Source organism: Gemmatimonadota bacterium (genome assembly GCA_026387915.1).
Lineage (GTDB): Bacteria > Gemmatimonadota > Gemmatimonadetes > Gemmatimonadales > Gemmatimonadaceae > Fen-1231.
On record JAPLKS010000017.1, the window covers coordinates 390,002 to 415,692 of the forward strand.

Annotated in this window: 23 protein-coding genes; 9 read left to right on the top strand and 14 right to left on the bottom strand. The window is 65.0% G+C overall.

Annotated features, from left to right (window positions below; translation table 11 throughout):
• Positions 1-57: 57 nt before the first annotated feature.
• The 10 genes from queA to NTZ43_11445 form a co-directional block, all read right to left on the bottom strand.
• A complete protein-coding gene (gene queA / locus NTZ43_11400) occupies positions 58-1,089 on the bottom strand; it encodes a tRNA preQ1(34) S-adenosylmethionine ribosyltransferase-isomerase QueA (protein ID MCX5767818.1) in 1,032 nt (343 codons plus the stop codon).
• Positions 1,086-2,393 (bottom strand): serine hydrolase, encoded by a 1,308-nt coding sequence (locus NTZ43_11405; protein ID MCX5767819.1) that lies wholly within the window; start codon positions 2,391-2,393, stop codon positions 1,086-1,088. The genes queA and NTZ43_11405 overlap by 4 nt, the downstream gene beginning before the upstream one ends.
• Positions 2,394-2,540: 147 nt before the next feature.
• Positions 2,541-3,563: a Holliday junction branch migration DNA helicase RuvB gene (gene ruvB / locus NTZ43_11410; protein ID MCX5767820.1), complete on the bottom strand. Its 1,023-nt coding sequence runs from the start codon at positions 3,561-3,563 to the stop codon at positions 2,541-2,543.
• Between the two features lie 9 nt (positions 3,564-3,572).
• Positions 3,573-4,181, bottom strand: a complete 609-nt coding sequence (ruvA, locus tag NTZ43_11415) for a Holliday junction branch migration protein RuvA (protein MCX5767821.1) — start codon at positions 4,179-4,181, stop codon at positions 3,573-3,575.
• Positions 4,178-4,774, bottom strand: a complete 597-nt coding sequence (gene ruvC / locus NTZ43_11420; protein MCX5767822.1) for a crossover junction endodeoxyribonuclease RuvC — start codon at positions 4,772-4,774, stop codon at positions 4,178-4,180. The genes ruvA and ruvC overlap by 4 nt, the downstream gene beginning before the upstream one ends.
• Before the next feature lie 10 nt (positions 4,775-4,784).
• The gene (locus NTZ43_11425) at positions 4,785-5,528 is read right to left on the bottom strand and encodes a YebC/PmpR family DNA-binding transcriptional regulator (GenBank protein ID MCX5767823.1); all 744 of its coding nucleotides are present in this window, start codon (positions 5,526-5,528) and stop codon (positions 4,785-4,787) included.
• A 73-nt stretch (positions 5,529-5,601) separates the two neighbouring features.
• Positions 5,602-6,798: a hypothetical protein gene (locus NTZ43_11430; GenBank protein MCX5767824.1), complete on the bottom strand. Its 1,197-nt coding sequence runs from the start codon at positions 6,796-6,798 to the stop codon at positions 5,602-5,604.
• A 1-nt stretch (position 6,799) separates the two neighbouring features.
• The gene (locus NTZ43_11435; GenBank protein ID MCX5767825.1) at positions 6,800-8,155 is read right to left on the bottom strand and encodes a hypothetical protein; all 1,356 of its coding nucleotides are present in this window, start codon (positions 8,153-8,155) and stop codon (positions 6,800-6,802) included.
• Between the two features lie 9 nt (positions 8,156-8,164).
• A complete protein-coding gene (locus NTZ43_11440; GenBank protein MCX5767826.1) occupies positions 8,165-9,019 on the bottom strand; it encodes an AAA family ATPase in 855 nt (284 codons plus the stop codon).
• 95 nt (positions 9,020-9,114) lie between these two features.
• Positions 9,115-9,507: a hypothetical protein gene (locus NTZ43_11445; protein MCX5767827.1), complete on the bottom strand. Its 393-nt coding sequence runs from the start codon at positions 9,505-9,507 to the stop codon at positions 9,115-9,117.
• An 89-nt stretch (positions 9,508-9,596) separates the two neighbouring features.
• Between NTZ43_11445 and NTZ43_11450 the strand changes: the two genes are divergently transcribed.
• Genes NTZ43_11450 through NTZ43_11460 form a run of 3 tightly spaced genes read left to right on the top strand, consistent with a single transcriptional unit; the run spans position 9,597 to position 14,034 of the window.
• Positions 9,597-11,162, top strand: a complete 1,566-nt coding sequence (locus tag NTZ43_11450; GenBank protein MCX5767828.1) for a bifunctional response regulator/alkaline phosphatase family protein — start codon at positions 9,597-9,599, stop codon at positions 11,160-11,162.
• Entirely contained in the window at positions 11,162-12,976 is a 1,815-nt protein-coding gene (locus tag NTZ43_11455) for an ABC transporter ATP-binding protein (GenBank protein MCX5767829.1), read from the top strand. The genes NTZ43_11450 and NTZ43_11455 overlap by 1 nt, the downstream gene beginning before the upstream one ends.
• Before the next feature lie 14 nt (positions 12,977-12,990).
• Positions 12,991-14,034 (top strand): glycosyltransferase, encoded by a 1,044-nt coding sequence (locus NTZ43_11460; protein ID MCX5767830.1) that lies wholly within the window; start codon positions 12,991-12,993, stop codon positions 14,032-14,034.
• On the opposite strand, the gene NTZ43_11465 is transcribed toward NTZ43_11460, so the two are convergent.
• Both NTZ43_11465 and NTZ43_11470 read right to left on the bottom strand, forming a co-directional pair.
• On the bottom strand, positions 13,998-15,212 hold the full coding sequence (locus NTZ43_11465; protein MCX5767831.1) for a hypothetical protein: 1,215 nt from the start codon (positions 15,210-15,212) through the stop codon (positions 13,998-14,000). The two genes, NTZ43_11460 and NTZ43_11465, sit on opposite strands and share 37 nt — an antisense overlap.
• The gene (locus tag NTZ43_11470; GenBank protein ID MCX5767832.1) at positions 15,191-16,243 is read right to left on the bottom strand and encodes an NAD-dependent epimerase/dehydratase family protein; all 1,053 of its coding nucleotides are present in this window, start codon (positions 16,241-16,243) and stop codon (positions 15,191-15,193) included. Before NTZ43_11470 ends, NTZ43_11465 begins: the two co-directional genes overlap by 22 nt.
• Before the next feature lie 91 nt (positions 16,244-16,334).
• On the opposite strand from NTZ43_11470, the gene NTZ43_11475 reads away from it, so the two are divergent.
• Complete coding sequence (locus NTZ43_11475; protein ID MCX5767833.1) at positions 16,335-17,255, top strand: lysophospholipid acyltransferase family protein; 921 nt, start codon at positions 16,335-16,337, stop codon at positions 17,253-17,255.
• Positions 17,252-18,406 (top strand): aminotransferase class V-fold PLP-dependent enzyme, encoded by a 1,155-nt coding sequence (locus NTZ43_11480; protein MCX5767834.1) that lies wholly within the window; start codon positions 17,252-17,254, stop codon positions 18,404-18,406. Before NTZ43_11475 ends, NTZ43_11480 begins: the two co-directional genes overlap by 4 nt.
• A 34-nt stretch (positions 18,407-18,440) precedes the next feature.
• Here NTZ43_11480 and tyrS read toward each other — a convergent pair whose 3' ends face one another.
• Positions 18,441-19,709 (bottom strand): tyrosine--tRNA ligase, encoded by a 1,269-nt coding sequence (gene tyrS, locus NTZ43_11485; protein MCX5767835.1) that lies wholly within the window; start codon positions 19,707-19,709, stop codon positions 18,441-18,443.
• A 130-nt stretch (positions 19,710-19,839) separates the two neighbouring features.
• Between tyrS and NTZ43_11490 the strand changes: the two genes are divergently transcribed.
• The 4 genes from NTZ43_11490 (at position 19,840) to NTZ43_11505 (ending at position 25,035) form a co-directional block, all read left to right on the top strand.
• Positions 19,840-21,930 carry a PBP1A family penicillin-binding protein gene (locus NTZ43_11490; protein MCX5767836.1) on the top strand — a complete coding sequence of 697 codons (2,091 nt, stop codon included), beginning with the start codon at positions 19,840-19,842 and terminating at the stop codon, positions 21,928-21,930.
• Positions 21,927-23,309 (top strand): amidohydrolase family protein, encoded by a 1,383-nt coding sequence (locus NTZ43_11495; GenBank protein ID MCX5767837.1) that lies wholly within the window; start codon positions 21,927-21,929, stop codon positions 23,307-23,309. Before NTZ43_11490 ends, NTZ43_11495 begins: the two co-directional genes overlap by 4 nt.
• A gap of 123 nt (positions 23,310-23,432) precedes the next feature.
• Positions 23,433-24,386 carry a branched-chain amino acid transaminase gene (locus NTZ43_11500; GenBank protein ID MCX5767838.1) on the top strand — a complete coding sequence of 318 codons (954 nt, stop codon included), beginning with the start codon at positions 23,433-23,435 and terminating at the stop codon, positions 24,384-24,386.
• Between the two features lie 49 nt (positions 24,387-24,435).
• Positions 24,436-25,035 (top strand): HNH endonuclease, encoded by a 600-nt coding sequence (locus NTZ43_11505; protein MCX5767839.1) that lies wholly within the window; start codon positions 24,436-24,438, stop codon positions 25,033-25,035.
• Between the two features lie 7 nt (positions 25,036-25,042).
• Here NTZ43_11505 and NTZ43_11510 read toward each other — a convergent pair whose 3' ends face one another.
• A complete protein-coding gene (locus tag NTZ43_11510) occupies positions 25,043-25,690 on the bottom strand; it encodes a DUF4390 domain-containing protein (protein MCX5767840.1) in 648 nt (215 codons plus the stop codon).
• Position 25,691: the final 1 nt, after the last annotated feature.

Consider the following 25,691-nt stretch of genomic DNA (forward strand, 5'->3'; position numbering starts at 1 on the left):
GCTATGGGATCGGTCGGGCTTCTGCCAGCACCCGGCCGTGCCCTGTGGCGCCGGTGCTCAAATCACGAGCATGGCGTCGCCATACGAATAGAAACGGTATCCCTCGCGCACCGCTACGGCGTAGGCCTCGCGCGTGAGTTCCACGCCGGCCACGGCCGAGACGAGCATAAGTAGGGTGGAGCGGGGGAGATGGAAGTTGGTGAGCAGGTGGTCAATGCCGCGCATTGCGTGCGGCGGCCGGATGAAGATGCGCGTCTCGCCTTCGCCTGCGACGATCTTGCCCGACGCATCCACGACGCTCTCGAGCGTGCGCGCGGTGGTCGTGCCGACCGCCCACACGGCTCCGCCGCGCGCACGCGTGGCGTTTACCGCGGCGGCAGCCTCTGGGGTCACACGGTACCACTCTTCGTGCATGATGTGCTGCGCGGGATCTTCTACCTCAACCGGCCGGAAGGTGCCGGCGCCCACGTGCAACAACACATCCGCGCAGTCGACACCCTTTGCCGTAAGCGCCGACAGCACCTCAGGCGTGAAGTGCAGGCCGGCCGTCGGCGCCGCCACGGAGCCGCGCTGGTCGGCGTAAACGGTCTGGTACCGCTCGGCGTCGGTTTCGGCATCGCCGCGCTCGATATACGGCGGAAGCGGGATATGGCCGTGTGCGTCGATGGCCGCGAGCAGATTGCCGCCTGTGACTAATCGCACGATTCGCGTGTGCCGATCGGTGGTCTCGAGCATCTCAACATCGAAACCGGGGGCGATGTGCACTATGCGGCCGGGCTTGAGTTTGTTGCCAGGCTGCACCATGGCTTCCCACCGATCATCGCCGACGGGGCGCAGCAAGAACACTTCGGCGGGCGCGCCGGAATCGCGCGTGCCAAGCAGCCGCGCGCGAAACACACGCGTGGTATTGCGAACGAGGATATCGCCGGCGGGAATCAGCCCGACAATGTCGCGGAACTTGAGATGGCGAATGGCTCCGCTTGCACGATCCACCACCATCAGTCGGCTGTCGTCGCGACGCTCTGCCGGCCGCTGCGCAACGAGCGCGGGCGGCAGTTCAAAATCAAAATCAGCGGTGGTGAACGTCACTCGCCGACAATCATCCGGACGCCGAGCAGCCGGAACGGCGCTGCGGCTTCCATCTCAAACGTCAGCGTGGCCGGATCGCCTTCACCGGTGCGGCAGCGTACTTCGAGCACGGTGACAGACTTGGCCACAAACGCCACCGGCACCAAGGCGCCGAGTCGCACGCGTCGCGAGAGGGCGAGTTTTACGCGGTCCTCGAGCGACCGATTGTCCTGCGCATTCGGCGCCATGTTTTCCGAAAGAAACTTGCCAAGCGACGCAACATCTCCTGCCATCATTTCGTGCAACCACTGCGCGGCGAGCTTCCCCACCGGAGTGTCGGGGAGCGCGATGGCCGGTGCGTCCGGCGCCGTGCGCGGCCCGGGGCCCTCCATGCGCACCGTGCTGTACTGCGCCAGCAACGCGCGGTGCACCTTCGGCGCGGGATGCTCGGCGACGTTCGATGCCATCACCATCACAAGTCCCGACTGCGGCTCGCGGTTGTAGAGAAAAAAGTTCACCATGTCTGACCCTGCGAGCACCACCGGCTCGTCGGGAAAGAACTCGTCGCGCATCTCGCGCGAGAGCAAGCGCTCCGTGGTGAAGAGCGAGTCATAGAACGCGGCCATATCGTCCACGGTCGAGAGCAGGCCACCATTGCCGCGCAGATTCCAGTGACTGCCGTCGGCGGCGTGCGGGCGCTCGAGCATCGTGGGCAGTTCGGTGCCGGCCTCGAGGCCGTGCGCGAGATCGGCTGGCGAAAAATGCGGGAGCAACAAGCCGGTCTTCGCCATGCCGACCGGCGTAAAGACGTGCTCTTGCAAATAGGCGTCGTACGGCTGCTGCGCCACAATCTCGATGATCGCCGCGAGCAGGGAGTAGCCGGTGTTGGAATATTGTTCAGCGCTTCCGGGCGCGAACTTGAGCGGCGTGGCCATCGCGCGTGCCATCAGTTCGCCGCGAGAGATTGGCTCAAAGTCTGGCCCAACGCCAATCGGAAAGCCCGCGCGATGATAGAGCAACTGCTGCACCGAGATACCGCGTTTGTCGGCCGGCACATTGGGGAGGAATCGGCCAATGGTATCGACAAGGCGCAGCTTGCCGGCGTCGCGCAGTTGCAACACGGCGACTTTGGTGAAGTCCTTGGTGTTGGAGCCAATCTGCACCACGGTGCCGGGCGTGAACTTCGTGCTGGCCGCGCGATTCGCGAGTCCGTAGCCGCGGCGTAGTAACACTTCACCGTTCCGGCGCACGAGCACCACGCCGGCAAAGCCGGCTTTCGTTTCGGCGGTGAGAATGGAATCGGCCACGCGCCCGGCGGGGGCCATCACCTCTGCTCCGAGTGGGACTCGCCGTGACTGCGCTCCGCTCTCCGCAGAGGGGAGCGCACACAACAGCAACAGCGCAGTGCAGCGCAAAGCCATCGAAATGTTCATGGGGCTGTTCACGTGAGAGTGGATCCGTCCTGCAGAGCCCTAGAACAGTGTCGCCTGCTCCCGCTCGGGCGGCGTGTAGCCGAGGTGTCGGTACGCCTGCGGGCTGGCCATGCGGCCACGCGCGGTGCGTTGCAACAAGCCGTTCTGTACGAGAAACGGCTCGTACACTTCCTCGATGGTGTCTGGGTCTTCGCCAATCGCCGCGGCAATCGTCGTGACACCCACGGGGCCGCCCTCAAACTTCTCGATGATGGTGCGGAGGATGCGCGTGTCCATGTCGTCGAGGCCGAACTCGTCGACGTCGAGCAGCGCAAGCGCGTCGCGCGCCACGGCGAGCGTGATAATACCGTCGGCCTTCACCTGCGCAAAGTCGCGCACGCGGCGGAGCAGGCGATTGGCGATGCGTGGGGTGCCGCGCGAGCGCACCGCGATTTCGTGCGCGCCGTCATCGTGCAGTTCCACGCCCAGCACTTCACCGGTGCGCCGGACAATCGTTTCAATCTCGTTGGCGGGGTAGAAGTCCAACCGCATGGTGAGCCCGAACCGCGCGCGCATTGGCGAGGTCAGCAACCCGTAACGCGTTGTGGCTCCCACCAGTGTGAACTTTTCAATCGCCATCGTCACCGTCTGCGCGTTGGGGCCGTCGCTCAGGCGGATGTCAATCTTGTAATCCTCCATCGCCGGATATAAAAACTCCTCGATGATCGGACGCAGGCGGTGGATTTCGTCAATAAATAGAATGTCGCCAGCGCGCAGGTTGGTGAGCGTGCCCACCAAGTCGCCGGGCTTTTCGAGCGCGGGCCCTGACGTCGTGCGGATGTTCACGCCCAACTCGCGCGCCATCAACTCAGCGAGCGTGGTTTTGCCGAGTCCTGGCGGGCCGTGAAAGAGCGTGTGGTCGAGCGACTCACGCCGCCCCATTGCTGCCTGAATGGCAATGTCGAGCGCGTCCTTCACCTTAGACTGGCCAATAAATTCGGCCAGTCGCTGCGGACGCAGCGACAGCTCGACGACCGATTCGTCGGCGAGGACTTCAGGGGTGGTAATTTCGGCGCGGCTCACAGTCGTAAACTAACGCTTTTGCAGTACGGCCAGCGCGGCCCGAATAACATCGGCTGTCCCGCCGGGCTTCCCGCCGTCGAGCGCCTTCTGCACCGCCTTCTCGGCGTCGGCGGCGTTGTAGCCGAGGGCCACCAGCGCACGCACGGCATCGGCGGCGCCGGAGTCGGGGCCTGAGGTGCCGCCCGCGGCGCTACCCGACACGTCGGCGGCGAACTCCTTCATTTTGTCGCCGAGCTCGACGCACAGGCGTTCGGCAGTTTTCTTGCCGACGCGCGGCACGCCACTCAGTGTGGCAAAGTCGCGGTCGCGAATGGCGCGCACCACGCGCGCGCTACCGAGTGCGGAGATGAGCCCCAGGGCGAGAGCAGGGCCCACGCCGCTCGCACTCCGCAACGTGTAGAACAGCGCGCGGTCTTCGGGGGTGGAAAAGCCATAGAGCTGCCACCCGTCTTCTTTTACGATGAGCGCCGTGTGCAGTGATACCGTTTCGCCAACACGGGGCAGTGATTCGAGCACGCCAATGGGAATGTGGAGTTCGTAGCCCACGCCGCCGGAAGTCAGGATTTGAATCCGGTCCATGTCTTTGGACACGAGCGTGCCGTGCAAGCGGGCGATCATGACTTACTCCTCGTGACGCCAGTGCGGCGAGCGGCGGGGCGCACGGCCCGCAGCGGCGCGAGAGCGGCCGCGTCGCGCCGTAGACGCGCCAGCGGTCCCTCAGACGCCAGCACGCAGGTCAGCGCGCACGCGACGCCGTCCGCCGCGTCGGCGGGCTGCGGGGCGTGCTTGAGGCGCAGCAACTTGGCGACCATGAACTGGACTTGCTCCTTCGTAGCGGCGCCTGTGCCGACCACCGTCTTCTTGATGACCGATGGCGGATACTCGTGAATGGCCAACCCCGCCGTGGCGCCGGCCAAGAGAATCACGCCGCGCGCATGGCCGAGCACGAGGGTGGTGCGCACGTTGCGGGCGTAAAACACGTCTTCCACCGCGAGCGCGTCGGGTTGGTGCCGCGCAATGAGTTCGGTGACGCCGTCGTGAATATCCTTGAGCCGTTCATGCAACGGCGCTTGGGCGCTCGTGCGAATCACCCCGCACTCTATCAGCCGCGCCCCCGCCACCGCGCCGGGCGCGCTCCCGGCCGCGCCGCCTGCGAGCACGACGCCGTAGCCCGTGACCGCCGTACCCGGGTCAATACCGAGGACGATCACGGCGCGCGGCTCACGCGTCGGCCATCTCCGAGACGTCCATGTCGAAGTTGGCGTCCACCTTCTGCACGTCGTCGAGTTCTTCGATGGCTTCAATCAGCTTGAGCAATGTGTCGGCGGTCTCGCCTTCCACGCGAATGGTGCTCTTGGGAATCCAGGAGAGTTCAGCGGATTCGGCTTTGAGCCCCACCTTCTCGAGCGCGCCGTACACGACGTGCAGATCCGCTGGCGCTGTCGTGATGGTAAAGGCGTCGTCTTCCTTCACAAAGTCTTCGGCGCCCGCCTCGAGTGCTTTTTCCATGGCGGCATCTTCATCCATGCTGTTGGCAAGGACGATAATTTGCCCCTTGCGGTCGAACATGAAGGCCACGGAGTTCACCGCACCCAGATTCCCACCGAGGCGCGAGAGCTTGGCGCGCACTTCGGCGACGGTACGCGTGGGGTTGTCGGTCAGCGCCTGCACCATCAGCGCCACGCCGCCCGGGCCGTAGGCTTCGTACAGCACTTCGACGTAATCGACCCCTTCGAGATCACCGGTGCCCTTGGCGACGGCGCGCTCAATGTTCTCGCGCGGCATCGACTGCGAACGTGCCGCGTCGATGGCGGTGCGCAAGCGCGGATTGCCGGCAGGGTCCCCGCCGCCGAACTTGGCGGCGACGGTGATTTCACGAATGAGTTTGGTAAACATCGCGCCGCGCTTCTTGTCCGTTGCGGCTTTGGCGCGCTTAATGGTCTTCCATTTACTGTGGCCAGCCATTCTGAACCCTGGGGCAGAGAGGTGAAGCCCTAAATATAGGCGGACTGAACGGCCGACAGAACCGTTCACTGCCCTAGTGCAAGCGAATCAGGAGCGAGGCGCGGAAGCCGGTGACGTCCGTCGTGGATCCGTCAGCCGTGGAATACAAGCGACCGACCGTGTACGTCGCACTTGGGTTGATGCTGAGCCCCGCGAGGTCAAAGCGCAGGCGCAGACCAGCATTCCCGAGTGTGCCGGCGTGTACCCCCGCCACCTGCCAAATCCGACCTTCCGCGCTGGGCTGCACAAACAGCCCGCCCAGCTGAAATCCGAGCGCTGCTGTCACGTCGGCCACGTTCTCCCACGGTGCTTTGTCGCCAATGCGCTCCCCTTCGGCGCGGAACAGATTCCACGCGGAAATCGAGAAATCGGCGCCGCCAAGCGGAATGGAGAGCGCGGCCTGTGCGAGCGCACGGTCTCCGGTGGCAAAGGTGGTCGAGTCTGCGGCATCCTTGCCGTAGCGCGAATAGGTGAGCCCCATCGAGACGCGGCCATCGCCAACGGGGCGGTCGACGCCGAGCCGCAGGCGGTATTCGTCGCCTGGGGTGAAGCGCAACGGCTGCGTTTTCACCACGTAGGCGTCAAACTTCGTCGAACGACGGAAGCTCGCGCCAAAACCAAAATTCCAGTCGCCCACCGGCTGCGCAAAGCCAATGCCACCGGTGGTAGAGAGCCCGCTTCCCATCGACGACACAGGATAGACCAAGAAGTCATTGCCGATCTGCCCGGCAGCCTCCTGTTGTCCCTCGGGTACCTTATACATCCCCGACGGCAGGTTGAGCCCGAGCGTGAGCACGCCAACGTTGTCGCCCAACGTGTAGTTGCCGCGAAGCTGGACGTCCGTGAGGCCGTTGATCGCGCTCGTTTTCTTGCCAGCAAAATGTACTTCGCTACTCGCGTACGACGACGAAAGATCGAGATTGAACTTCTCGCCAAAGGGCACGATGATCGCGAACGGCACCGATAGCTGGCTCACCGTTTTTTGCGTGGTGGCGTCGCCAAACTTGTAACTCACAAACTGCGGCCCTGCGAATACGCTGGCGTCGCTCAGGCTCTGCGCGTGCGCCGTTGCCGCAAGAAACGACAGCGCGAACGCGGCACGCAGCAGCGCGACACGCAGCAGCGCGACACGCAGCAGCGCGACACGCAGCAGCGCGACACTCGCGCGAGCGACGGAAATGATCGGCTGTCCATGGGTCAGGGAGCGGACGGTGTTGACGCGACCGATCATTCTACGGCTTCCTCAGAATGATCGTCACCTGCCCCGTGCGCGGGGCGGGTTGGTCGGTGCCAGTCTTTTCCGCGGCGGCGTTCCCCGTGGTGGGCGGAGGAGCGGCGGCCGCGCTCGTGCTGGTGCTCACCGTGTTGGTCGTCGTCGGGTTTACTGCGCCGACCACGTTGTTGAGCGTAGAACCGAGGCTCGCCGAGTTACTCACCGACGACACGCCGCGCTCGGCGGCCGACGCAATCTGACCTTCACTCGAACTCTTGAGATTCGACTCGACCTTTGCTGGCGGCGCGGCCTGCGCGGCGGCGGCGGTGCTCTGGGCACGCTGCAACGCCGCGCCAAAGCCGGGATCGAGTGACCGGGCGTTCTCAAAGAAGCGAGCGGCTTCGTCGAGTTTCCCTTCATCCTCGGCTACTAATCCGCGGCTGTAGGCGAGAAAGGCCTGCAGCGAGTTGGTGGGGCGGCGATCCACGTCCTGACGCTCGCGCGGCGTCAGTGTGATGCCGAGCGCGTCGAACACCCCAAACACCAGCGTTTTTTCGAGGGCGAATAAGTTATCCAACACGCCGTCTGCCTTGGCATTGACCGACGTGATCTCGCGATCAGACGCGCCCACGACGTTCGCGTTCAGCGAGATCTCGCGCCCGTTGGGCGAGACGATGCTCCCTTGAACAATGCGTCCGGCCCGAATGAGACGTCCCGCACGGACGGCAGTCGTCGCATCCACCCGGCCATTTTGCGAGAGCGCGATTTCGTCGGACATCGCCTGCAACCGGTCGCGCTCCAAGAGCGTGAGCCCAGGCTTCTTGCTCAAGTCGTTGATCATCAGGTCGGCGAGTCCGCGCGCGAGTGGCGCGATACTCGGGTCGCAGGCGCTGCAGAGCAGCGGCGGCACGGCGATCGTGGTGGACGACCCGGGCTGCTGCGCAATCACGGCTTCGTTCGCGAGGGCTCGCTTCGCTTCCGCTTTTCCCTCTTCGCGGGCGACGCTCACCAACCGCGCGCGAATGTCCTTGCGCACTTTGCTCGTCTTGCCCACGGCGATGTACGACGTGTACGCCGCCTTGGCCGACGACCAATCTTTCTGGTGTTCTGCTGCGAGTCCGGCATACAAGGCGCTCACACCATCGAGCGGGTCGAGCTTGCGGGCCTGCTCCAACGGCGCGCGCGACTCATCAAAACGTTCGTTCTTGTAGTACCAAATGCCGAGGGCGCGGTTGGCAGCCACCGATGACGGCGTGGCCGCCACTTCGCGCTGGAGTCGTGTGAGCGCATCGGTGGCGCGCGACTGCTGCGCCGCGCCGACGCGAGAACACGCGAGCAGTGCGAAACAGAGACCAAAACGGGGAAGCAAACGCATGTCGATCTCCTAGCGGTCCGGATCCAGCATGTCTTCAAAGCGCAACCACTGCTTGTAAAAATACAGGTCGATATAGCCCGTGCCGCCATTCCGATTCTTGAGCACGAGCAGTTCGGTGGCGCCGGCCACATCGTTGCCGGGCTGAAACATTTCTTCGCGAAAAATCCCGAGCACGACATCGGCGTGCTGCTTCACGGCGCCGAGCGCACCAAAGTCGTCCAGTGTCGGTCGCGGATCGGAGCGGCCGGTGGACGACACGTCGAGGTGCGACGTGACCACGATGGCGATATCGAGTTCCTGCGCCAGCGACTTGAGCGCGCGCACGGACGAGGCGAGCTCCTCGGCCTGCGCGCCGTTGCCGGTGGCGAGCGCCTGAAGGGGATCCACAAATGCCACCTGCAGGTCGAGCGTACGACGGAGTTCCTCGGCGAGCGGGACCGCGCCGCCGTGCGGCAAGCGAGACACCACGGGTGCATGCTCGCGCAGTTTGAATGCCACACTCCCAATGGCGGCGCGCGTCAGTTCGTCGAGCGTCCCAGCGCGAATGTCATCAATGCGCGCTCGCCCTTCGATGGCGAGCGATCGCTCCATCACGCGCTCCACGCTCATTTCGTGCGTCAAAAACGCCGCGGTCACGCCGGACTGTGCCATCCGCATGGCCATCGCCAGCGCCAAGCTCGACTTGCCACTCCCGACCTCACCGCCGAGCACGATCAGGTCGCCCCGACGTACTCCGCCCCCGAGCATGCGGTCCACGCTCGGAAAGCCCGTGCCAAACGCGTCCGCTGCCGGCGCGCCATCGGCGGCGGCGTCAACGCGTTGTACGAGGCGCGTAAGTGGTGAGATATCGGTGGGGCGCAACACGACGGCTGGGACTCCGGCGGCGGTGGGTCGAGGGGCGGCTGTCTATAGTAGTCATTGGCGACTCGGGCGCCAATGGACGGCGGCCGTATTCCGAGCTACACCGAGAGGCGAGCGGCGAGGCGAGCGAGCTCCAAACGTGCCTGCCGGTCGAGGTAGGTCGCCGTGACCTCAGTCACCTTTGTCACGGCCGCGGCCACGGCGTGGCGGTCGTCAGTGGCCGAGGTGTCGATCAACTTGAGCACGGAGGCTCGCACCGGCGCTGGGAGCGCCAGGGCCGAGAGCCAGATCCGCGCGGCGTCCGCTCGTACGCGTCTGGCGCCGGCTGGAAGCACTGTGGGCGCCGCCGACCCATCGGCGAGCCGTGCCGCCATCAAGATCGCCAGCGCCGACTCCCGCGCACCACCCATCGGCGCCTTGCCGGCGAGAGCCGTGAGGGCGCGAAAGGGAAACGGCGGCACGGCGAGCGTGTATGGAGGGGGGGCGGTCACTCCGAAATCTTACCCGTTTTCCGCGTCCACCGCGAGGCGGGGCCAATCGCTTGTCCGGCGTTGGTCGCCGGCGGTTATCTTTATAGGTCATGCCCGCGTCGCCAAAGCAGATCCTATGGGTGGACGACGAGGCCGAGCTCCTCGAGTCCCACCGCCTGTTCCTTCGGGAGAAGGGGTACGAGGTCGAGATGGCGCGAAACGCCTCCGACGCCCTCGAACTCCTTCGTCGGCGCACGTTCGACCTGCTCCTGCTCGACGAGCAGATGCCCGGCATGCGCGGCGTAGCGATGGTGCGCGAGGCACGAGAGCTGGTGCCGACCCTTCCGGTCGTGATGGTCACCAAGAGCGAAGAAGACGAAACGCTCCGCGAAGCGCTGGGCGCCGATGTGGCCGAGTATCTCGTGAAACCGGTGAATCCGCGGCAGGTGCTGAGTGTCGTGACCCGCATTCTCGAGGGGCCGCGTATCCGCCAGCAAGCCCTCGCGCGGTCGTTCGTGACGCGGTTCCGCGAACTTGAGCACGCCGGCTCGCGCGACCTCGACTGGCGCGGCTGGATCGACCGTTTTGCCGAATACACGCAGTGGGACGTCGAACTCGCCACCGCAGGCGAAATGGGGCTGTATTCGTCGCTGCGCGGGCTCTACCCCGAAATGCACCGCGATTTTGCGGCGTATATGCAGTCCAACTATCCCGTCTGGGTGAACGAGCAGGTGCAAGGCGAACGGCCGCCGCTCTCTATCGACGTGGTGAGCGAGTTCTTGCTGCCGGTGCTCGACAGCGAAAAACGCGCCCTGTTCATCGTCGTGGATTGCCTGCGTCTCGACCAGTGGAAAGTGATCGAACCGCTGATCGCGCCACTCTTCGAAATCGAAACGACCCACTACTTCTCGCTGCTGCCCACGGCCACGCCGTACTCGCGGAACGCACTGTTCAGCGGCCTCTTCCCTGGGGAAATCGCCGCGCGGTACCCGGATTGGTGGGGCGAGAAAGAAGACGAATCGCTCAATGCCCACGAGCGTGAACTCCTTGACCTGCAAATGAAGGAGCTGGGGCGCAATACACCGGTGCGCTACCACAAGATTTCGTCGGCGCACGACTCCGACGATCTGGATCGTCATCTCGCCAACGCTATCGCCCCCGAAGGGGTCACCGCGTTTGTGTTCAATTTTGTGGACCTGCTCACGCACGGTCGCTCTGAGTCGGCCATCCTCTACGAAGTGGCCCGCGACGAAATCGCGCTGCGCCAACTCACGCTCCAGTGGTTCCGACGCTCGGCGTTGTTCTCCGTGCTCAAGGAGGCCGCGCGCAAGCACATTCCGGTGCTCCTGACCAGCGATCACGGATCCATTCACTGCAACACGCCGGTCACCGTGTTGGCTCGCCGTGACGCCACCGCCAACCTGCGCTTCAAGTTCGGCGAAGATCTTCGCGCCGAGAAAGAAGACGAAGCGATGCTCTTTACCGACGCCGACAAGCTGCGTATGCCGCGCATCGGTAACGGGGCCAATACGCTCCTCGCGGTGGGCGACGGATTTTTTGTGTACCCCACCAAGTTGCGCGAGTATCAGCAGCGATATCGCGGGGCCTTCCTTCACGGCGGCGTGACGCCGGAGGAAGTGATTCTGCCGCTCAGCCTCCTGACCCCGAGGCGGTAATGCTGAGTCTGTACCGCCGGCTCCTGCGATTCCTGCGCCCCCACGCGTGGCGATTGGCGGGAAACATCGGGGCGAACGTCGCCGCCGCCATCCTCGACGCGGTGTCGTTCTCGCTCCTGATTCCGTTCCTCAATACGCTGTTCGGCAACCCAGACGCCATTCCTGGCGGCAAGGGGTGGCTTACCGATTTACTGCGTGCGCTCGTTGGCCGACTCATCGTGCCGGGCGACTACGCGGCGTCGCTCCGCGGCATCATCATCGTGATGCTCGGCTTGATTGTGCTCAAGAACATGTTCGTCTGGCTGGGCGGACAATACGGCGCCTCGCTGCAGGAACGCATTACGCGCGATCTGCGCGACGCGGTGTTCACGCACATGCAGCGCCTTCCCCTTGGGTGGTTCTCGCGCACCAAGACGGGGCAGGTGATGTCGCGCATCCTCACCGACACCGAGCAGGCCAAGGCGGTCCTCGCGGAAGTCGCGACCAAGTCGGTGCAGAATCTCACGCAGGTGCTGGTCACCATCGTCGTGCTCGTGCGCATGTCGCCACAGCTCGCGCTGATCTCGCTCGTCATTGCGCCGTTGATTACCGCCACGCTGCAGCCGATCCTCCGGCGTTTGCGCCACGGACATCGACGGCTCCGCAACGAGTACGGTGAAATCACCAGCGTGTTGCAGGAAGTCATCAGTGGCATCCGCTTGGTGAAGAGTTTCCGCGGCGAGCCCTATGAGGATCAGCGCTTTACGAGTGCCAGCGGCGCCTACACCCGCGGCATGGTGCGCATCACCCGACTCTCGCTCCTCGCGAGCCCGCTCACCGAGGTGCTCGGCACCGTGGTCGCACTCACCGTGCTCTGGATTGGTGCGCAACAGGTGTTTGCCCATCAACTCGACAGCGGCACGCTGATGACGTTCATGGTGCTCGTGATGCGTCTCCTGCCGCCGCTCAAGCAACTGTCGCAGGCGCCGACCACCGCGCAGCAGTCGCTGGCGGCCGCCGAGCGCCTGTTCGATGTGCTTGACGAGCCCACGGAAGCGCAGCGTGACAAGGGCACCCGCCACGCGCACGGCCTCAGTGACGCCATCGTCTTTGAAAATGTGAACTTCACCTACGGCGACGCGCCCGTCTTGCAGCAGATCGACTTTACCGCCCGTCGAGGCGATGTGATTGCGCTCGTTGGATCGAGCGGTGCGGGCAAGAGCACGCTCGTCGATCTCATTCCACGCTTTATTGAGCCCACCGGTGGGCGCATCACGCTCGACGGCATCGATACGCGCGACATTGCGCTGCCGTCGCTCCGCGCACTCACGGGGATCGTGAGTCAGGACACGGTGCTGTTCAACGACACCGTGCGTGCCAATATCGCGTACGGCGCCGGCGATAAATACACGGCCGCACAGATCGAGGCGGCCGCGCGCGCGGCCAATGCGCACGAGTTCATTGCCGCGCTCCCGCAGGGGTACGACACACCGCTCGGCGAACGCGGCACGCGACTCTCCGGCGGCCAGCGCCAGCGCATTGCCATCGCGCGCGCGCTGTTGACCGACCCGCCCGTTTTGATTCTCGACGAGGCCACGTCGGCGCTCGATACCGAGAGCGAACGGTTGGTGCAGGAGGCGATCGATCGCTTGCTCGCCGGTCGCACCGTGTTTGTGATTGCGCACCGATTGTCGACGGTCACGAACGCCACCGAGATCCTCGTGCTCGACCAGGGGCGGATCGTCGAACGCGGAACGCACGCCGCGCTGCTCGCGGCCGGCGGCGCGTATGCGCGCTTGCACGCGTTGCAGATGGGCGACCCCGGTCTGCCGTAGCACTCCCCGCCCATATGCGGGTCTGCTTTCTTTTTCTCGACGCGGCTTGGGACGGGCGCGCGCGCGCGTTCGCGGAAGCGGGGACGGCACTGCGCGGGCGCGGCGTTGACGTCGCGATGGTCTGCCCCGCGCACAGTGCGGTGTCACGGATGGTGCGTGACTGCGGATTCGACGCGGTAGAAATCGCGGTGCGAGGCCGCTGGATGGGCGATGCGTGGCGACTCCGCGGCGTGTTGCGACAGACGCTCTCCGACGTGGTCTTCGTGCACGGTGAACGCGCGCAACTCGTGGCGTCCGTGGCAACTCGGACTGTGGGGCGCGGCGCCGTCGTGCGCCGCCATCCACCTCGCGCGCACTTGGCGGACGGGCGCGCCGCTCGATTTGGCGCGCGTCTCGTGCGAACCGGATGGCTCTTTGCTTCGGAAGAAGATCGTCGCACGGCACAGCTCTCACCGCGGCTGATCGACGCCGGCGTAGCGGTCAGCGCGGCGCCGGACGCCATGTCGCCGCGTGTGCCCACGGGCGCCGTGGTCACCTGTGTGTTTGATCACGACACGCAGAGTGCACTCCTTCCGGCGCTCCGCGCACTCTCGTTCGTCGCGGCACGCCATCCGGAGCTTCGTATCGTCTTGGCTGGGCCGACCGGCGACGACGATGCACTCCGGATTCAGGTGGCCGCGCTCGGATTTGGCGCTGTCGTATCACTCGCTGACGAGCCGGCAGCGCGCGCGCTGGCGGTGGCGGACGCACGCGTCGTATGGAACCTCTCCGATGGCGATAACTTTGCCTTCGCTGCGCTCGACGCGTTCGCGGCGGGCGTGCCAGTGCTTGCGCTACGCACGCCGCTCGCCGCGCGGTACGTCACCGACGGGGTCAACGGAATCGCCCTGACGTCTGCGGATCCGGCGAACGCGGCCTCAGCGGTCGCGCGATTGCTCGCCGACGATGCGTTGCACGCCCAACTCGTCACGGGCGCCTTCGCTACCGCGGCACACTGGCCGCGCGCGGCCATGGCCGACGGCTACGAACGTGCCGCAGCGGCTGCGAGGAATTCGTAGAGGCGCGAGGTCACGGCGGTCGCCTCATGTGCCTCGGCCACGAGCGCGTACCCGGCGGCGGCCATCGTCTGCCCTTCGGCGCGGTGCTCCATGCACCGTTGCAGCACCTCGTCCGCCGTCGAAGGCGCGGTGGACTCCAGCAACCACGCGCAACGATGATCGCGCAAATAGCGATTCGATGCGGCAAACTCCGGGCCGCAGGCGAGAATCGGTCGGCCCACCGAGAGATAGTCGGTGACTTTGGTCTGCAATGATGATCGCGAGAGTGCTGCGTGTTCGAGCGCGAATGAACTCGCCACCAGCAGTAGATCGTACTCGCCGAGCTTCGCGCGAAGGTCGCGGTACGGGACAAGTCCGCCCCATTCCACGCCGAGCGCGGTCCACTCGGTCGCGCCCGTGCGCCAGAAATAATCGTCGGTGTGCAATACGAGTCGCACGTCGAGGCCTCGCGCACGAAGCCGCGCCACGGATTCGGCCACCAGCCGAATGGCGTCGGCATGCATCGGCCACACGGAGCCCGCGTAGGCGATGCGATAAGGACCCGTGCGCGGTGCCGCGAGGGCGGTCGGCGGCGTGGTGTCCAGCGTCACGGGATTGTGCACCACCTGCAACGGGCGCTGCATCCGCGCCATTTTCGGCAGTCGCTCAGCCAGCGAGGGTGAAATCGCTAACCAGCCGGCGGACGCGCGTAAGAGTGCCCGAGTGGAGTCGATGGCATTCCCGCCCAACCACTTGGGCTCGTTCATCCACTCGTCCATAAGGTAGGTCACCACCGGGCGCCCGAGTGCGCGCGCCATCCGCTCTCCCCACACGAGTGCGGGGGCGGTCGACGGCACCACGAGCACCACCTCTGGTGCAAACGCGCGGAGTTCCGTGCGACCAGGCAACGGGCGCCACCGCGCCCATAGTGCCTGCGCGTCTCCGACCAGCGGGGAGAGGCGAGACGCCATGCCGCCGGCTAACCACCCGCCGACCTGCATGACGCGATGCCCATGTTCGTCGAGTGGCGGCTGACCGCTGGCGGTGGTGGCAATGAGGAGGCGATCCACAGGCCAGCGCGCGAGCAGGTTGACGAGTGTGCGCCCAGCACCGCGGCTATCGTGCTTGACGTCGCCGTCCGTGATGACCGCGAGTCGCGGCAGCGCCGCTGGTGTGTTCAGCGCAACCGGTCCCGCCACGCGTCAACGATCTCGTCGAAGATCGTGCCGAGCGGAATCGTGATCGTCCACCCCGGAAAATGCGCTTCCATCTTCCGGAGATCGCTGTAGTAGCAGATGTGGTCGCCCACACGATTGGTTGTGTCGTACTCGTGCAGCATCGGCTTGCCCGTGCGCGCGGCGACGAGATCAAAGGCCTCGATCACCGAACACGCATTTCCCTTGCCGCCGCCGAGGTTGTACACCTCACCCACGCGCGGTGCGGCGATGAAGGCTTCGGCAAAGCGCGCCACGTCTTTGGCGTGGATGTTGTCGCGCACCTGCTTTCCTTTGTAGCCGAACACGCGATAGGTGCGCTCCTCGACGTTGCATTTGACGAGGTAACTCAAAAAACCGTGGAGCTCCACACCGCTGTGGCTCGGCCCCGTCAAACAGCCGCCACGCAGGCAGCAGGTGGGCATGTCGAAGTAGCGGCCGTACTCCTGCACGAGCACGTCGGCCGCCACCTTCGATGCCCCGAACAGCGAATGCGTACTCTGGTCAATGGTGAACGTTTCAGCGATGCCGTGCGCATACGTGGGATCCGCGTAGTCCCAGCGCGTGGGGAGTTCGGTGAGCGCAATCCGGTTGGGCGCGTCGCCGTACACTTTGTTCGTGGAGAAGTGCACGAACGGCGCGCGCGGCGTGTGGCGGCGCGCAGCCTCGAGCAGATTGAGCGTCCCCACGGCATTCGTATCAAAGTCGTCGAACGGAATGCTGGCGGCGCGGTCGTGGCTCGGCTGCGCCGCAGCGTGCACGATGGCATCGGGGCGCACGGTGGCGAGCAGGGCGTCAATTCCAGCCCGGTCGCGGACATCCACCTCATGATGCGTAAACCCGCGCACTTCACGCTGCAGTCGCTGCTGGTTCCAGCGGGTATCGCCGCTCGGGCCAAAGAACACCGCGCGCTGATTGCTGTCGAGGCCGTGTACCTCCCAGCCCAGCGCCGCAAAGTGCACGACCATTTCGGAGCCAATGAGCCCCGACGACCCGGTAACAAGCAGACGTGACATAGCTGAATAATACTACGCCGCTGAGCAGGTGTCCTGTTCCGCGCGTAAGGTTATCGTTCGAGCAGGTTCTACCGCCCCTTCCTTCGCTCTCGTGAAGACTCCGACCCTCGCGCACCGACTCGAATACGCCGCGCTCCGTGCATTTGTCGGGGCGCTCGCACCCCTCGGGGTGCGCCGCGGCGGGGCGGTGGCCGGATTCATTGCTCGGCTTGGCTATTGGCCGCTCGGCATCCGGCGGGGCGTGGTCGAGCGGCAGGTCGCCGCCGCCTTTCCGGCCTTTTCCGAGGCCGAAGTCGCGGCGGTCGCTCGCGAGGCCTACGACAACATTGGCCGCGTGGCCATCGAAGCCACCTTGCTCTCGCGCGGAACCCGCGAAAACCTGCTGGAGCTCTTCCACCCGTGCCCCACCTGGCACCTTGTGGACGAAGCCTTAGCGCGCGGACGCGGACTCATCTTTGTAGCTGGGCACCTCGGCAACTGGGAACTCAGCGGCGCGTACATCGCCGCGCGCGGGATTCCGTTTCACGCCATTGCCCGCGGCATGGGGAACCCGCTCTCCGATCGCTTCTTCCGCCGCACGCGCGAACGCCTCGGCATGCAGGTGATGCACGACCAAGAGGCGGTGCGCCGCGTGCCGCGGGCCCTCAAGGCCGGTGAGGCGGTCGGCGTGCTGAGCGATCAAGCCACCGTGGGGCTGGCCTCCACCATCGTGCCATTCTTTGGCCGCCCAGCCAAAACCCCGCGCGGGGGCGCCGTCTTTGCCCTTCGTGGCGATGTGCCCGTGCTGTTCGTGCAGGCGCTGCGCCAGCAAGACGGTCGATATGTGTTTGTCGCCGAGGAAATTCCGATCACGCATTCGGACAATCGCGAGCGCGACGTGGACGACATCATGATCCGCTTCTCGGAGCGGCTCGAAGCGCTCGTGCGCCAATATCCCGGCCAGTATTTCTGGCAGCACCGCCGTTGGAAACATCAGCCCCCCGACACGCCGCCACACTTGAGGGAACCGTGACCTTCGACGTGCACGCATTTCGCGCCCGGGAGTTTCCGTGGGCCGAGGCCGGTGAGGCCATCTATCTCGACCACGCCTCGACGGGGCCGTTACCGCAGCGGACCCGCGACGAAATCGCCGCATTCGGTCTTAAGCGTGCCGAACCGTTCCGGCTCTCGAACGACGACTACTTCCCAACCTTCGAGCGCGCGCGCAACGCGGCGGCTCGTTTGCTCAATGTGAGTCCGCGCACCATTGCGTTGATGTCGAATACCTCGCACGGTGTGAACCTCGCGGCGCGCGCGCTCCCCTATGGTCCCGGCGATGTCGTGCTCAGCGTACACGGCGAGTTTCCGGCCAACGTGTATCCGTGGATCATCGCCGCTCGCCGGCGCGGCGCCGAACACCGGTTGCTTCCCCTCGTCAACGGACGCCCAGATGAAGCGGCGTTGATGCATGCCATCGAGACCGACCCACGGGTGAAGGTAGTCGCGCTCAGTTGGGTGAGCTTCTGGAGTGGCTACCGTTTTGATCTTGCGGCCATCGGAGCCGCCTGCCGCGCACGCGGCATCTATTTTGTGGTCGACGCCATTCAGGGGCTGGGGCCGCTGACCATCGACCTCGCCAACACGCCGGTCGACATCTTTGCGTGTGGTACACAGAAGTGGCTGCTCTCCCCGTGGGGCACGGGCTTCACCTACGTGCGCGACGAACTCATCGGCGAACTGGAACCCGAGGAGATTGGATGGGCATCACAGGCCTCGAGTGGCGACTTCGGGCGTTTCCTCGACTACGACCCCACCTTCCACGATGATGCCCGTCGCTTTGAAGTGATCACCCTCGATTTCGTGCACTTCAGTGCTATGGCCGAATCGCTCGAGATGTTTCTGGAGATCGGCCCACAAGAGATTGCCGATCGCGTGCGAATGCTCGCCGACCGTGCGGTGGCATTCGCCGACGCGCATCCGGAAGTCGCGCTCATCACCCCAGTCGATCCGGCGCAGCGCGCCGGGGTGCTCTCGTTCCGCACGGTCGACGTTCCCGCGACCAGTGAACGTCTGCGCCTCGGCAAAGTCACGCACACCGTGCGCGAAGGGTGTATCCGACTTTCACCGCATTTCTACAACACCGCGGCGGAACTCGACGCCGCACTGGAGTTGCTGCTGAGCTGAGTTCGGCCAGCGCGACGCCTCGCGGAATGGCGACTTAGCCGAGTTCCGCGAGCGCGATGTCGCGCCCGCCTTTGCGTACGAGGAGCCAGCGCCCCTGCACGGCGCGGTCCGCCGAAATCGTCGCTTCGTCCGCGCCCAGCTTGGTACCGTTCACCGACAACGCGTTTTGCTGTAGCAGTTTTTTCCCTGCGCCGCGCGAGATGGCAAACGCGCCCTCAAGAATCGCCAGCACGTCCACCGTGCCGTCGGCGGCGCGCGTGACCGTGACGCTCGGAATCTCTGGACGCAAGAACTCAAACACGTCGTGGCCAAACTCCGACGGGTTTGCATTCTTATCAAAGATGATGCGGCTCACCGTTTCGGCGAGCGCGGCCGCTTCGGCGCTATGAATGAGCGTCGTGACGGCGGTCGCCAACGCCTTCTGTGCGCGCCGTTCGTGCGGCGCGGCCGCGTGCGAGGCCTCGAGCGCTTCGATCTCTCCCTTCGGCAGTAACGTGAACATCCGCAGGAATCGCCCAATGTCCGCGTCCTCCGCGTTCACCCAAAACTGATAGAACTGGTACGGGCTCGTGAGCGTGGCGTCGAGCCACACCGCCCCCGATTCCGTTTTGCCAAATTTCTTGCCACTCGACGTCGTAATGAGCGGCGCCGTGAGCGCGTGCGCCTCGCCGCTGTCCGAGCGCCGAATGAGTTCCGTGCCCGAGGTGATATTCCCCCACTGGTCGCTCCCACCCACCTGCAATGACACCCCTTCGCGGTACAGCACAAGAAAATCGTAGGCCTGTGTGAGCATATAGGAGAACTCGGCGTACGAGATCCCCGTCTCGAGACGGCTCGCCACCGTATCCTTGGCCAGCATAAAGTTCACACTGAAATGCTTGCCGACCGTGCGTAGGAAGTCGAGAAACCCCAGCGGCCGTAGCCACACATCGTTGTTCCGCAGTGTCACACCGCTCGCGCCCGCGCGCGCAAAGACGCCGGAGAGCTGCGCGTGGATCTGCGCGCCGTTGGCGTCAATCGCCTCTGGAGAGAGCAGGGGACGCTCCACCGACTTGCCCGACGGATCACCGATCATCGCCGTGCCGCCGCCAATCAGCGCCACGGCCTTATGCCCGTGCCGCGCCAGATGCACCAGCAGCATCGTGGGAATCAGGTTGCCAATGTGCAGGCTCGGCGCCGTGGGGTCATAGCCACAATAGGCCGTGCGCGGCGCACCGGAGAGGTGCGCGTCGAGACCATCGGTCTGCTGATATACGAGTCCGCGCCAGGCGAGCTCGTCAAGAACGGGAGAGGGGTGAGCCATGCCGAAAGCTAGACACCTCGCCCCCCGCTGTCACTTGATCTCACTGAGCCCCCGCCGGCACGGTACCGTCGAATCGCCCCCGTCCTGCGTTGCCCAGCCCTTCGCAACGGCCTAGCTTCCGCGCAGGAAGATGAACAGCCGCCGTCCCCTCCTCATCGCGTTGGCCATCCTCGCTGGCGTCGCCCTCATTGGGCTCGTCGGCGCGGGTATTGGCTGGTCCCTGGTGTGCCGCGGCGTGTGCCCCTCGCTCACGAGCCTCGAGCAGTATCAGCCCCGTCAGACGAGCCGTATCTACGCCGCTGACGGTCGATTCGTAGCAGAAATCGGCCTCGAACGCCGCACCCTCATCAAGCTCGAACAAATCCCCCGTGTGGTGCAGCAAGCCTTTGTCATCACCGAAGACAAACGCTTCTACTCCCACGGCGGCATCGACTTTTATCGCATCTTCGGCGCGAGTCTCGCCAATCTGCGAGCCGCCGGCATTGCGCAGGGCTTCTCCACCATCACGATGCAGCTCGCGCGCAATCTTTTCCCCGAGCGACTCAACGCTCGCGAAAAGACGATCATGCGCAAACTCCGCGAGGCCAAAGTCTCGCGCGACATCGAAGCCAAGTACTCCAAGAACCGCATTCTCGAGCTGTATCTCAATCAGATCTACCTGGGCAACGGCGCCTACGGCGTAGAGTCGGCCAGCCAGCGCTACTTCGGCAAGTCGGTGCGAGAAGTGAACCTCGCCGAAGCCGCCATGCTCGCCGCACTGCCCAAAGGTCCGGAACGCTATAACCCGCGCCGCTTTCCCGAGCGCGCGGTGCAGCGTCGCAACACCGTCCTCGAGCTGATGCGCCGCGCGGGCGCCATCAGCGACGCGGATGCCTCACTCGCCAGCGCCTATCCGCTGCGCATGGCGCACCGTCGCGGCGGCTCCGGCGAGAACGCCCCGTATTTCGTCGAATACGTCCGCCGCATGCTCGACGAAAAATTCGGCAAAAAACTCTACGAACAGGGACTGCGCGTCTACACCACGCTCGATCTCGACCTTCAGGGCACCGCCGAACGCGCGCTCGACCGCCAGCTCCGCGCCGTGGAGAGTGGTTCACTCGGCGCCTTCCCGCACCGCAGCTACGAGCAGTACCTCGCGCGCTCCGCGATGGTGACCGCCGAAGACTCCTCGGCCGCCGTGTCGCCGTACTTGCAGGGTGCGTTCATTGCGCTCGATCCGCGCACCGGTGCCATTCGCGCGCTGGTAGGCGGGCGCGATTTTGAAGACTCCAAGTTTGATCGCGCCACGCAGGCCAAGCGGCAACCTGGTTCGACGTTCAAGCCCATCGTCTACGCCACCGCCATTCAGAGCGGTCGCCCGCCGAGCTATCTCGTGGACGACTCGCCCATCAGCGTGCCACAGCTCGACTCCACCAAGCCGTGGACGCCGCAAAACTACGATCTCAAGTTCGAAGGCAATATGACCATGCGGCGCGGACTCTATCAGTCGCGCAACATGATCGCCATCAAAGTGGGAATGGAAGTCGGCGAAGCCAGCGTGGTCGAAATGGCCAAACGCTTCGGCATCACCACCCCAGTGCCGCCGTTTCCGTCGGTCCACATCGGCTCGGCGGACGTGTATCCCATCGAAATGGTGGCCGCGTATTCCGTCTTTGCGAATCTCGGATCACGGACCGCGCCTTATCCGATCATGCGCGTCGAAAACGAGAAAGGCGAAGTCGTGTGGAAGCCGGAGCCGGTCATCGAGCCCGTCCTCTCACGCGAAGAATCGTGGCTGATGGTGGACATGATGAAAGACGTCATCCGAAAGGGCACCGCCGCCGCCAGTGTGGGGCAGTACATCCGGCTCCCCGCCGGCGGAAAAACCGGAACGACAAACGACGGAGCCGACGTCTGGTTTATTGGCTACACCGCCGATCTCGTCGCCGGTGTGTGGATGGGCTTCGACGCGCCGCAGAAAATCATGCCCAACGCACAGGGTGGGCGCCTCGCGGCTCCCGCGTGGACATCATTCATGCGCGAAGTGTACGAGCGCAAACCGGCGCCGCCCGACTGGCCACGTCCGTCCTCGCTCGTCTCGCGCATTGTCGATGTGGGGACAGGGCTCCTGCACGGTCCGCTCTGTCCCGTCGAAGACGCCTACACCGAGTGGTTTATTGCCGGCACGGAGCCCACCCGCGAGTGCCCGCGGCGCACCACGGTCATCTCCACCAAACCGTGACCTCGTCCGGAACGGCCCCGCGCACGCGCTACCATGCGCGCTGGGTCATCCCGGTGACCGCGCCAACCATTGAGCACGGCACCGTCGTCGTAGAAGGCGAACGCATCATCTGGGTGGGGGCGCGCGGCGATGCGCCCGAAGGACGCGACGAAGACCTCGGCGAAGTCATTCTCACCCCAGGGCTCGTCAACACGCACACGCATCTTGACCTCACGGTGATGCGAGGCTTCCTCGAAGGACTCTCGTTCTTCTCGTGGATCCGCACCCTCACCGCCGCGCGCGCCGAGCTCACGTACGAAGAGCTCCTCGCCAGCGCGCGTCTCGGTATCATCGAAGGACTCCGGCACGGCATCACAACATTTGCGGACACCGCGCCGAGTCCCGCCGCGTTCGACGCCATGCGCGCGCTCGGCGTGCGCGGCATTTCGTATCGTGAAACCTTCGGTCCCGATCCGCGCGCCTGGCAGCAGTCGGTGGATGATCTCCGGCGCGCCGTGCGCGCGATGCAGACGTATGAGACCCCGCTCGTGCGTGTCGGCGTCTCGCCGCACGCGCCGTACTCGGTGAGCGATGCGCTCTACACCGGCGTTGCCGCATTCGCGCGCGCACATCAGCTCCCGATAGCCACGCACATCGCCGAAAGCGCAGAGGAGTCCGATCTCGTCGAAGGAGGAGAGGGCGCCTTTGCCGCGTTTCTGCACGGCCGCAAAATCGATGTTGCCAAGCGGGCGCGCTCGCCCATCGCTCTTCTGGAACAGACCGGAGTGCTCGCCGAGCGACCGCTGCTCATTCACTGCGTCCGAACCGACGCCGCCGACCTCGCCGCCATCGCCGCACACAACTGCGGCGTCGCCCATTGCCCGGCCTCCAACGCCAAACTCGGCCACGGCATCGCCTCGCTCCGCGAGATGCGCGACATCGGGATCCACGTGGGCCTCGGTACCGATTCCATGGCATCCAACAATCGGATGCACCTCCTCGACGAGGGGCGCCTCGCGATCTTGGCGCAGCGCGCGCGTGCAGGGCGCGACGACCTCTTCACCGGCCGTGACGCCCTTGAGATGGCCACCCTCGGAGGAGCCAAGGCACTCGGAATGGGGGGGATCATCGGTTCGATCGAGCATAACAAGGCCGCCGATCTCGCCGCGTTTCCTGTTCCCGACGAGGCGTATCCCGTGTACGAACCGGCCGACGCGCTCATCTGGTCGCTCAGCAACTCGCCGGCGTCGCTGGTGGTCGTCAACGGCGTGCCGCGCGTGCGAAATGGCCGAGTCCTCGGTGTGGATATTGGCGAAGAAGCGCTGGTGGTACGCGAGACCGCCCAGCGCCTTGGGCGCTGGAAGCGCGCCCGCTCCGGCACCGTGACGCCAACGCCCTGACGTTCCCGCCCCCGCGTGGGAGCGATACCACTGTCTGCAGGCGAATGCCACGCCAGCGCACTCCGTAGCGCGGCGCTGCGCACCGCAGTTAGAATTCGGAGTACCTCTCGCACGAGGAGCGCAATGGCGCAGGGCAGCGGACCTACGGCCCGCATTTGGCGAAACGGATCGCTCGTGAACTGGGCGGACGCCAACATCCACGTGATGAGTCACGTGGTGCACTACGGGTCGGCGGTCTTCGAAGGCGTTCGCTGCTACGAGACTCCTACCGGCGGCGCTGTTTTCCGGTTGCATGACCATATGCGCCGCCTGCGCGACTCCGCCAAGATCTACCGCCTCGATGTACCCTGGTCGGTGGACCAACTCTGTCAGGCTGTCGTCGACACCATCGCGGCCAACGGACTTCGCGAGTGCTATATCCGTCCGCTCATCGCGCGCACGGGTGAACAGATGGGGATCTTCGCCAAGGACGCCCCGGTCGAGACCTTTATTATTTGCTGGGAATGGGGCACCTACCTCGGTCATGCTGCCGTCACCGAGGGCGCGGACGTTCGCGTCTCCAGTTGGCGCCGCGCGGCCCCGAACACCTTCCCGACACTCGCCAAGGCCAGCGGGAATTATCTGAATTCGCAGCTCACCAAAGCCGAAGCGCGGCAGGACGATTACCTCGAAGGCATCATGCTCGACAGCGCCGGCTTTGTGGCCGAAGGATCGGGGGAGAATCTGTTTCTGGTGCGCGACGGCGTGCTGTTCACGTCGCCCCTCTCGTCGGGGATTCTCAACGGCATTACACGCGACTCCGTGGTGCGGATCGCCACGGACCTCGGCCTCACCGTCAAAGAAATGGTGATGCCGCGTGAGTTTCTGTATTTGGTGGATGAGGCGTTCTTCTGCGGAACAGCAGCAGAACTGACCCCCATTCGAACGATTGATCGCTATCCGGTTGGCGACGGCAAGCCCGGCCCCATCGCGACGGCGATCCGCGAACGCTACATGGCCATCGCCAAGGGACGGGCCGAAGATGTGCACGGCTGGTTGACCCCCGTGCCGGTCACCGAGGCGGAAAGCAGTAGATGACGGTGGGCGCGAGACTGCGCCGCCAGACTCACTCTCCACGGAGGGATGCGTGATTGTTGGCTGTCTCGCCCTGAACTCGTCCTTCGAACCATTGACGATGGTGCCGCTGCGCCGCGCGTTGCGACTGGTTATCGACGGCAAAGCGGAGATCGTCGAAGCCGACCTCGACTCCCTCGTACACTCGGCGCGCTTCGCCTACCCGCGTCCGGTCGTCATTCGCCTTACCAAGTTCATTCACGTGCCGCGGCGTTTCCGCCGTCAGGTGACGAATACGTTCCTGTTCGCGCGCGATCACTATACCTGCCAGTACTGCGGTCGTCGCTCGAATCAGCTACGCCACCGTGAAGCGCTCACGCGCGATCACGTCGTGCCGCTTTCCCGCGGCGGACTCAATACGTGGAACAACGTCGTCACGGCGTGCAGTAGCTGCAATACGCGCAAGTCGAATCACCTCCCCGACGAATGCGGGATGCATCTCCAGCATCCGCCAGTGGAGCCGCATTTCGTGCACCTGTCGTGGGCCGTCCGTCGCCTCACCCCCGCGCAGGCCAAGTACATTCGGATGTTTTATGGCCCCGACGTGCTGCACCAGATCGAAGCACTCGAGAGTCGCACGCCAGCCGTACCACGCGCGGCGCGGAAGGGATAACGCGAAGCTACGGAAGCTGAAACGACTCCGTATGCGCCTCGTACTCGAGTTTCTCTCCGCCTAGGACGCGCGCCACGAGGGTCTTGAGTCCGCGGGTGATCGCCGTGCCGGCGTTCCCGTTGAACGCGGGCTCGATTTCGCCGCGGAGCCAACGGTCCACCTCGTCGAGGTCGCGTAGCGAGAGTACTTCCACATCGAGCGTCACTTGGTAATACTGCCGGCGACTGATGCGCCGTGCAGTCACCGGCGCGCGCGTGGGACGTGCAATCGCCGCTTCGGCATCTTCCACTCGTGCGAATCGTCCGAGCGGAAGCGCGCGATCGTCTGTCACCTGAACCACTTCGTACACTTTCTCGAGCGGAATGTAGCGCACCTTGACGTCGTACTCCGCCCGACGCTCGACGTCATTCGTCCATCGCCCCTCGCTCCACAGCTCCACCCGAAAGTGGAACTGCGCGGGAAAGCCGGCCATCAATAGCTCGCGAATACGGCTCCCCGCGAGCATGTCGCGCGCCGTGACCACGGGCCCTTCGACCATCGCCATCGCTGGCGCAGGCGCACGCACCTCCACCACCGGATGCCGTTGCGCGAGCAACGGCATCCGGCTCACCACGGTGAAGGCCGCCAATGCGGCCAGGCGTCGCAATGCACCCACG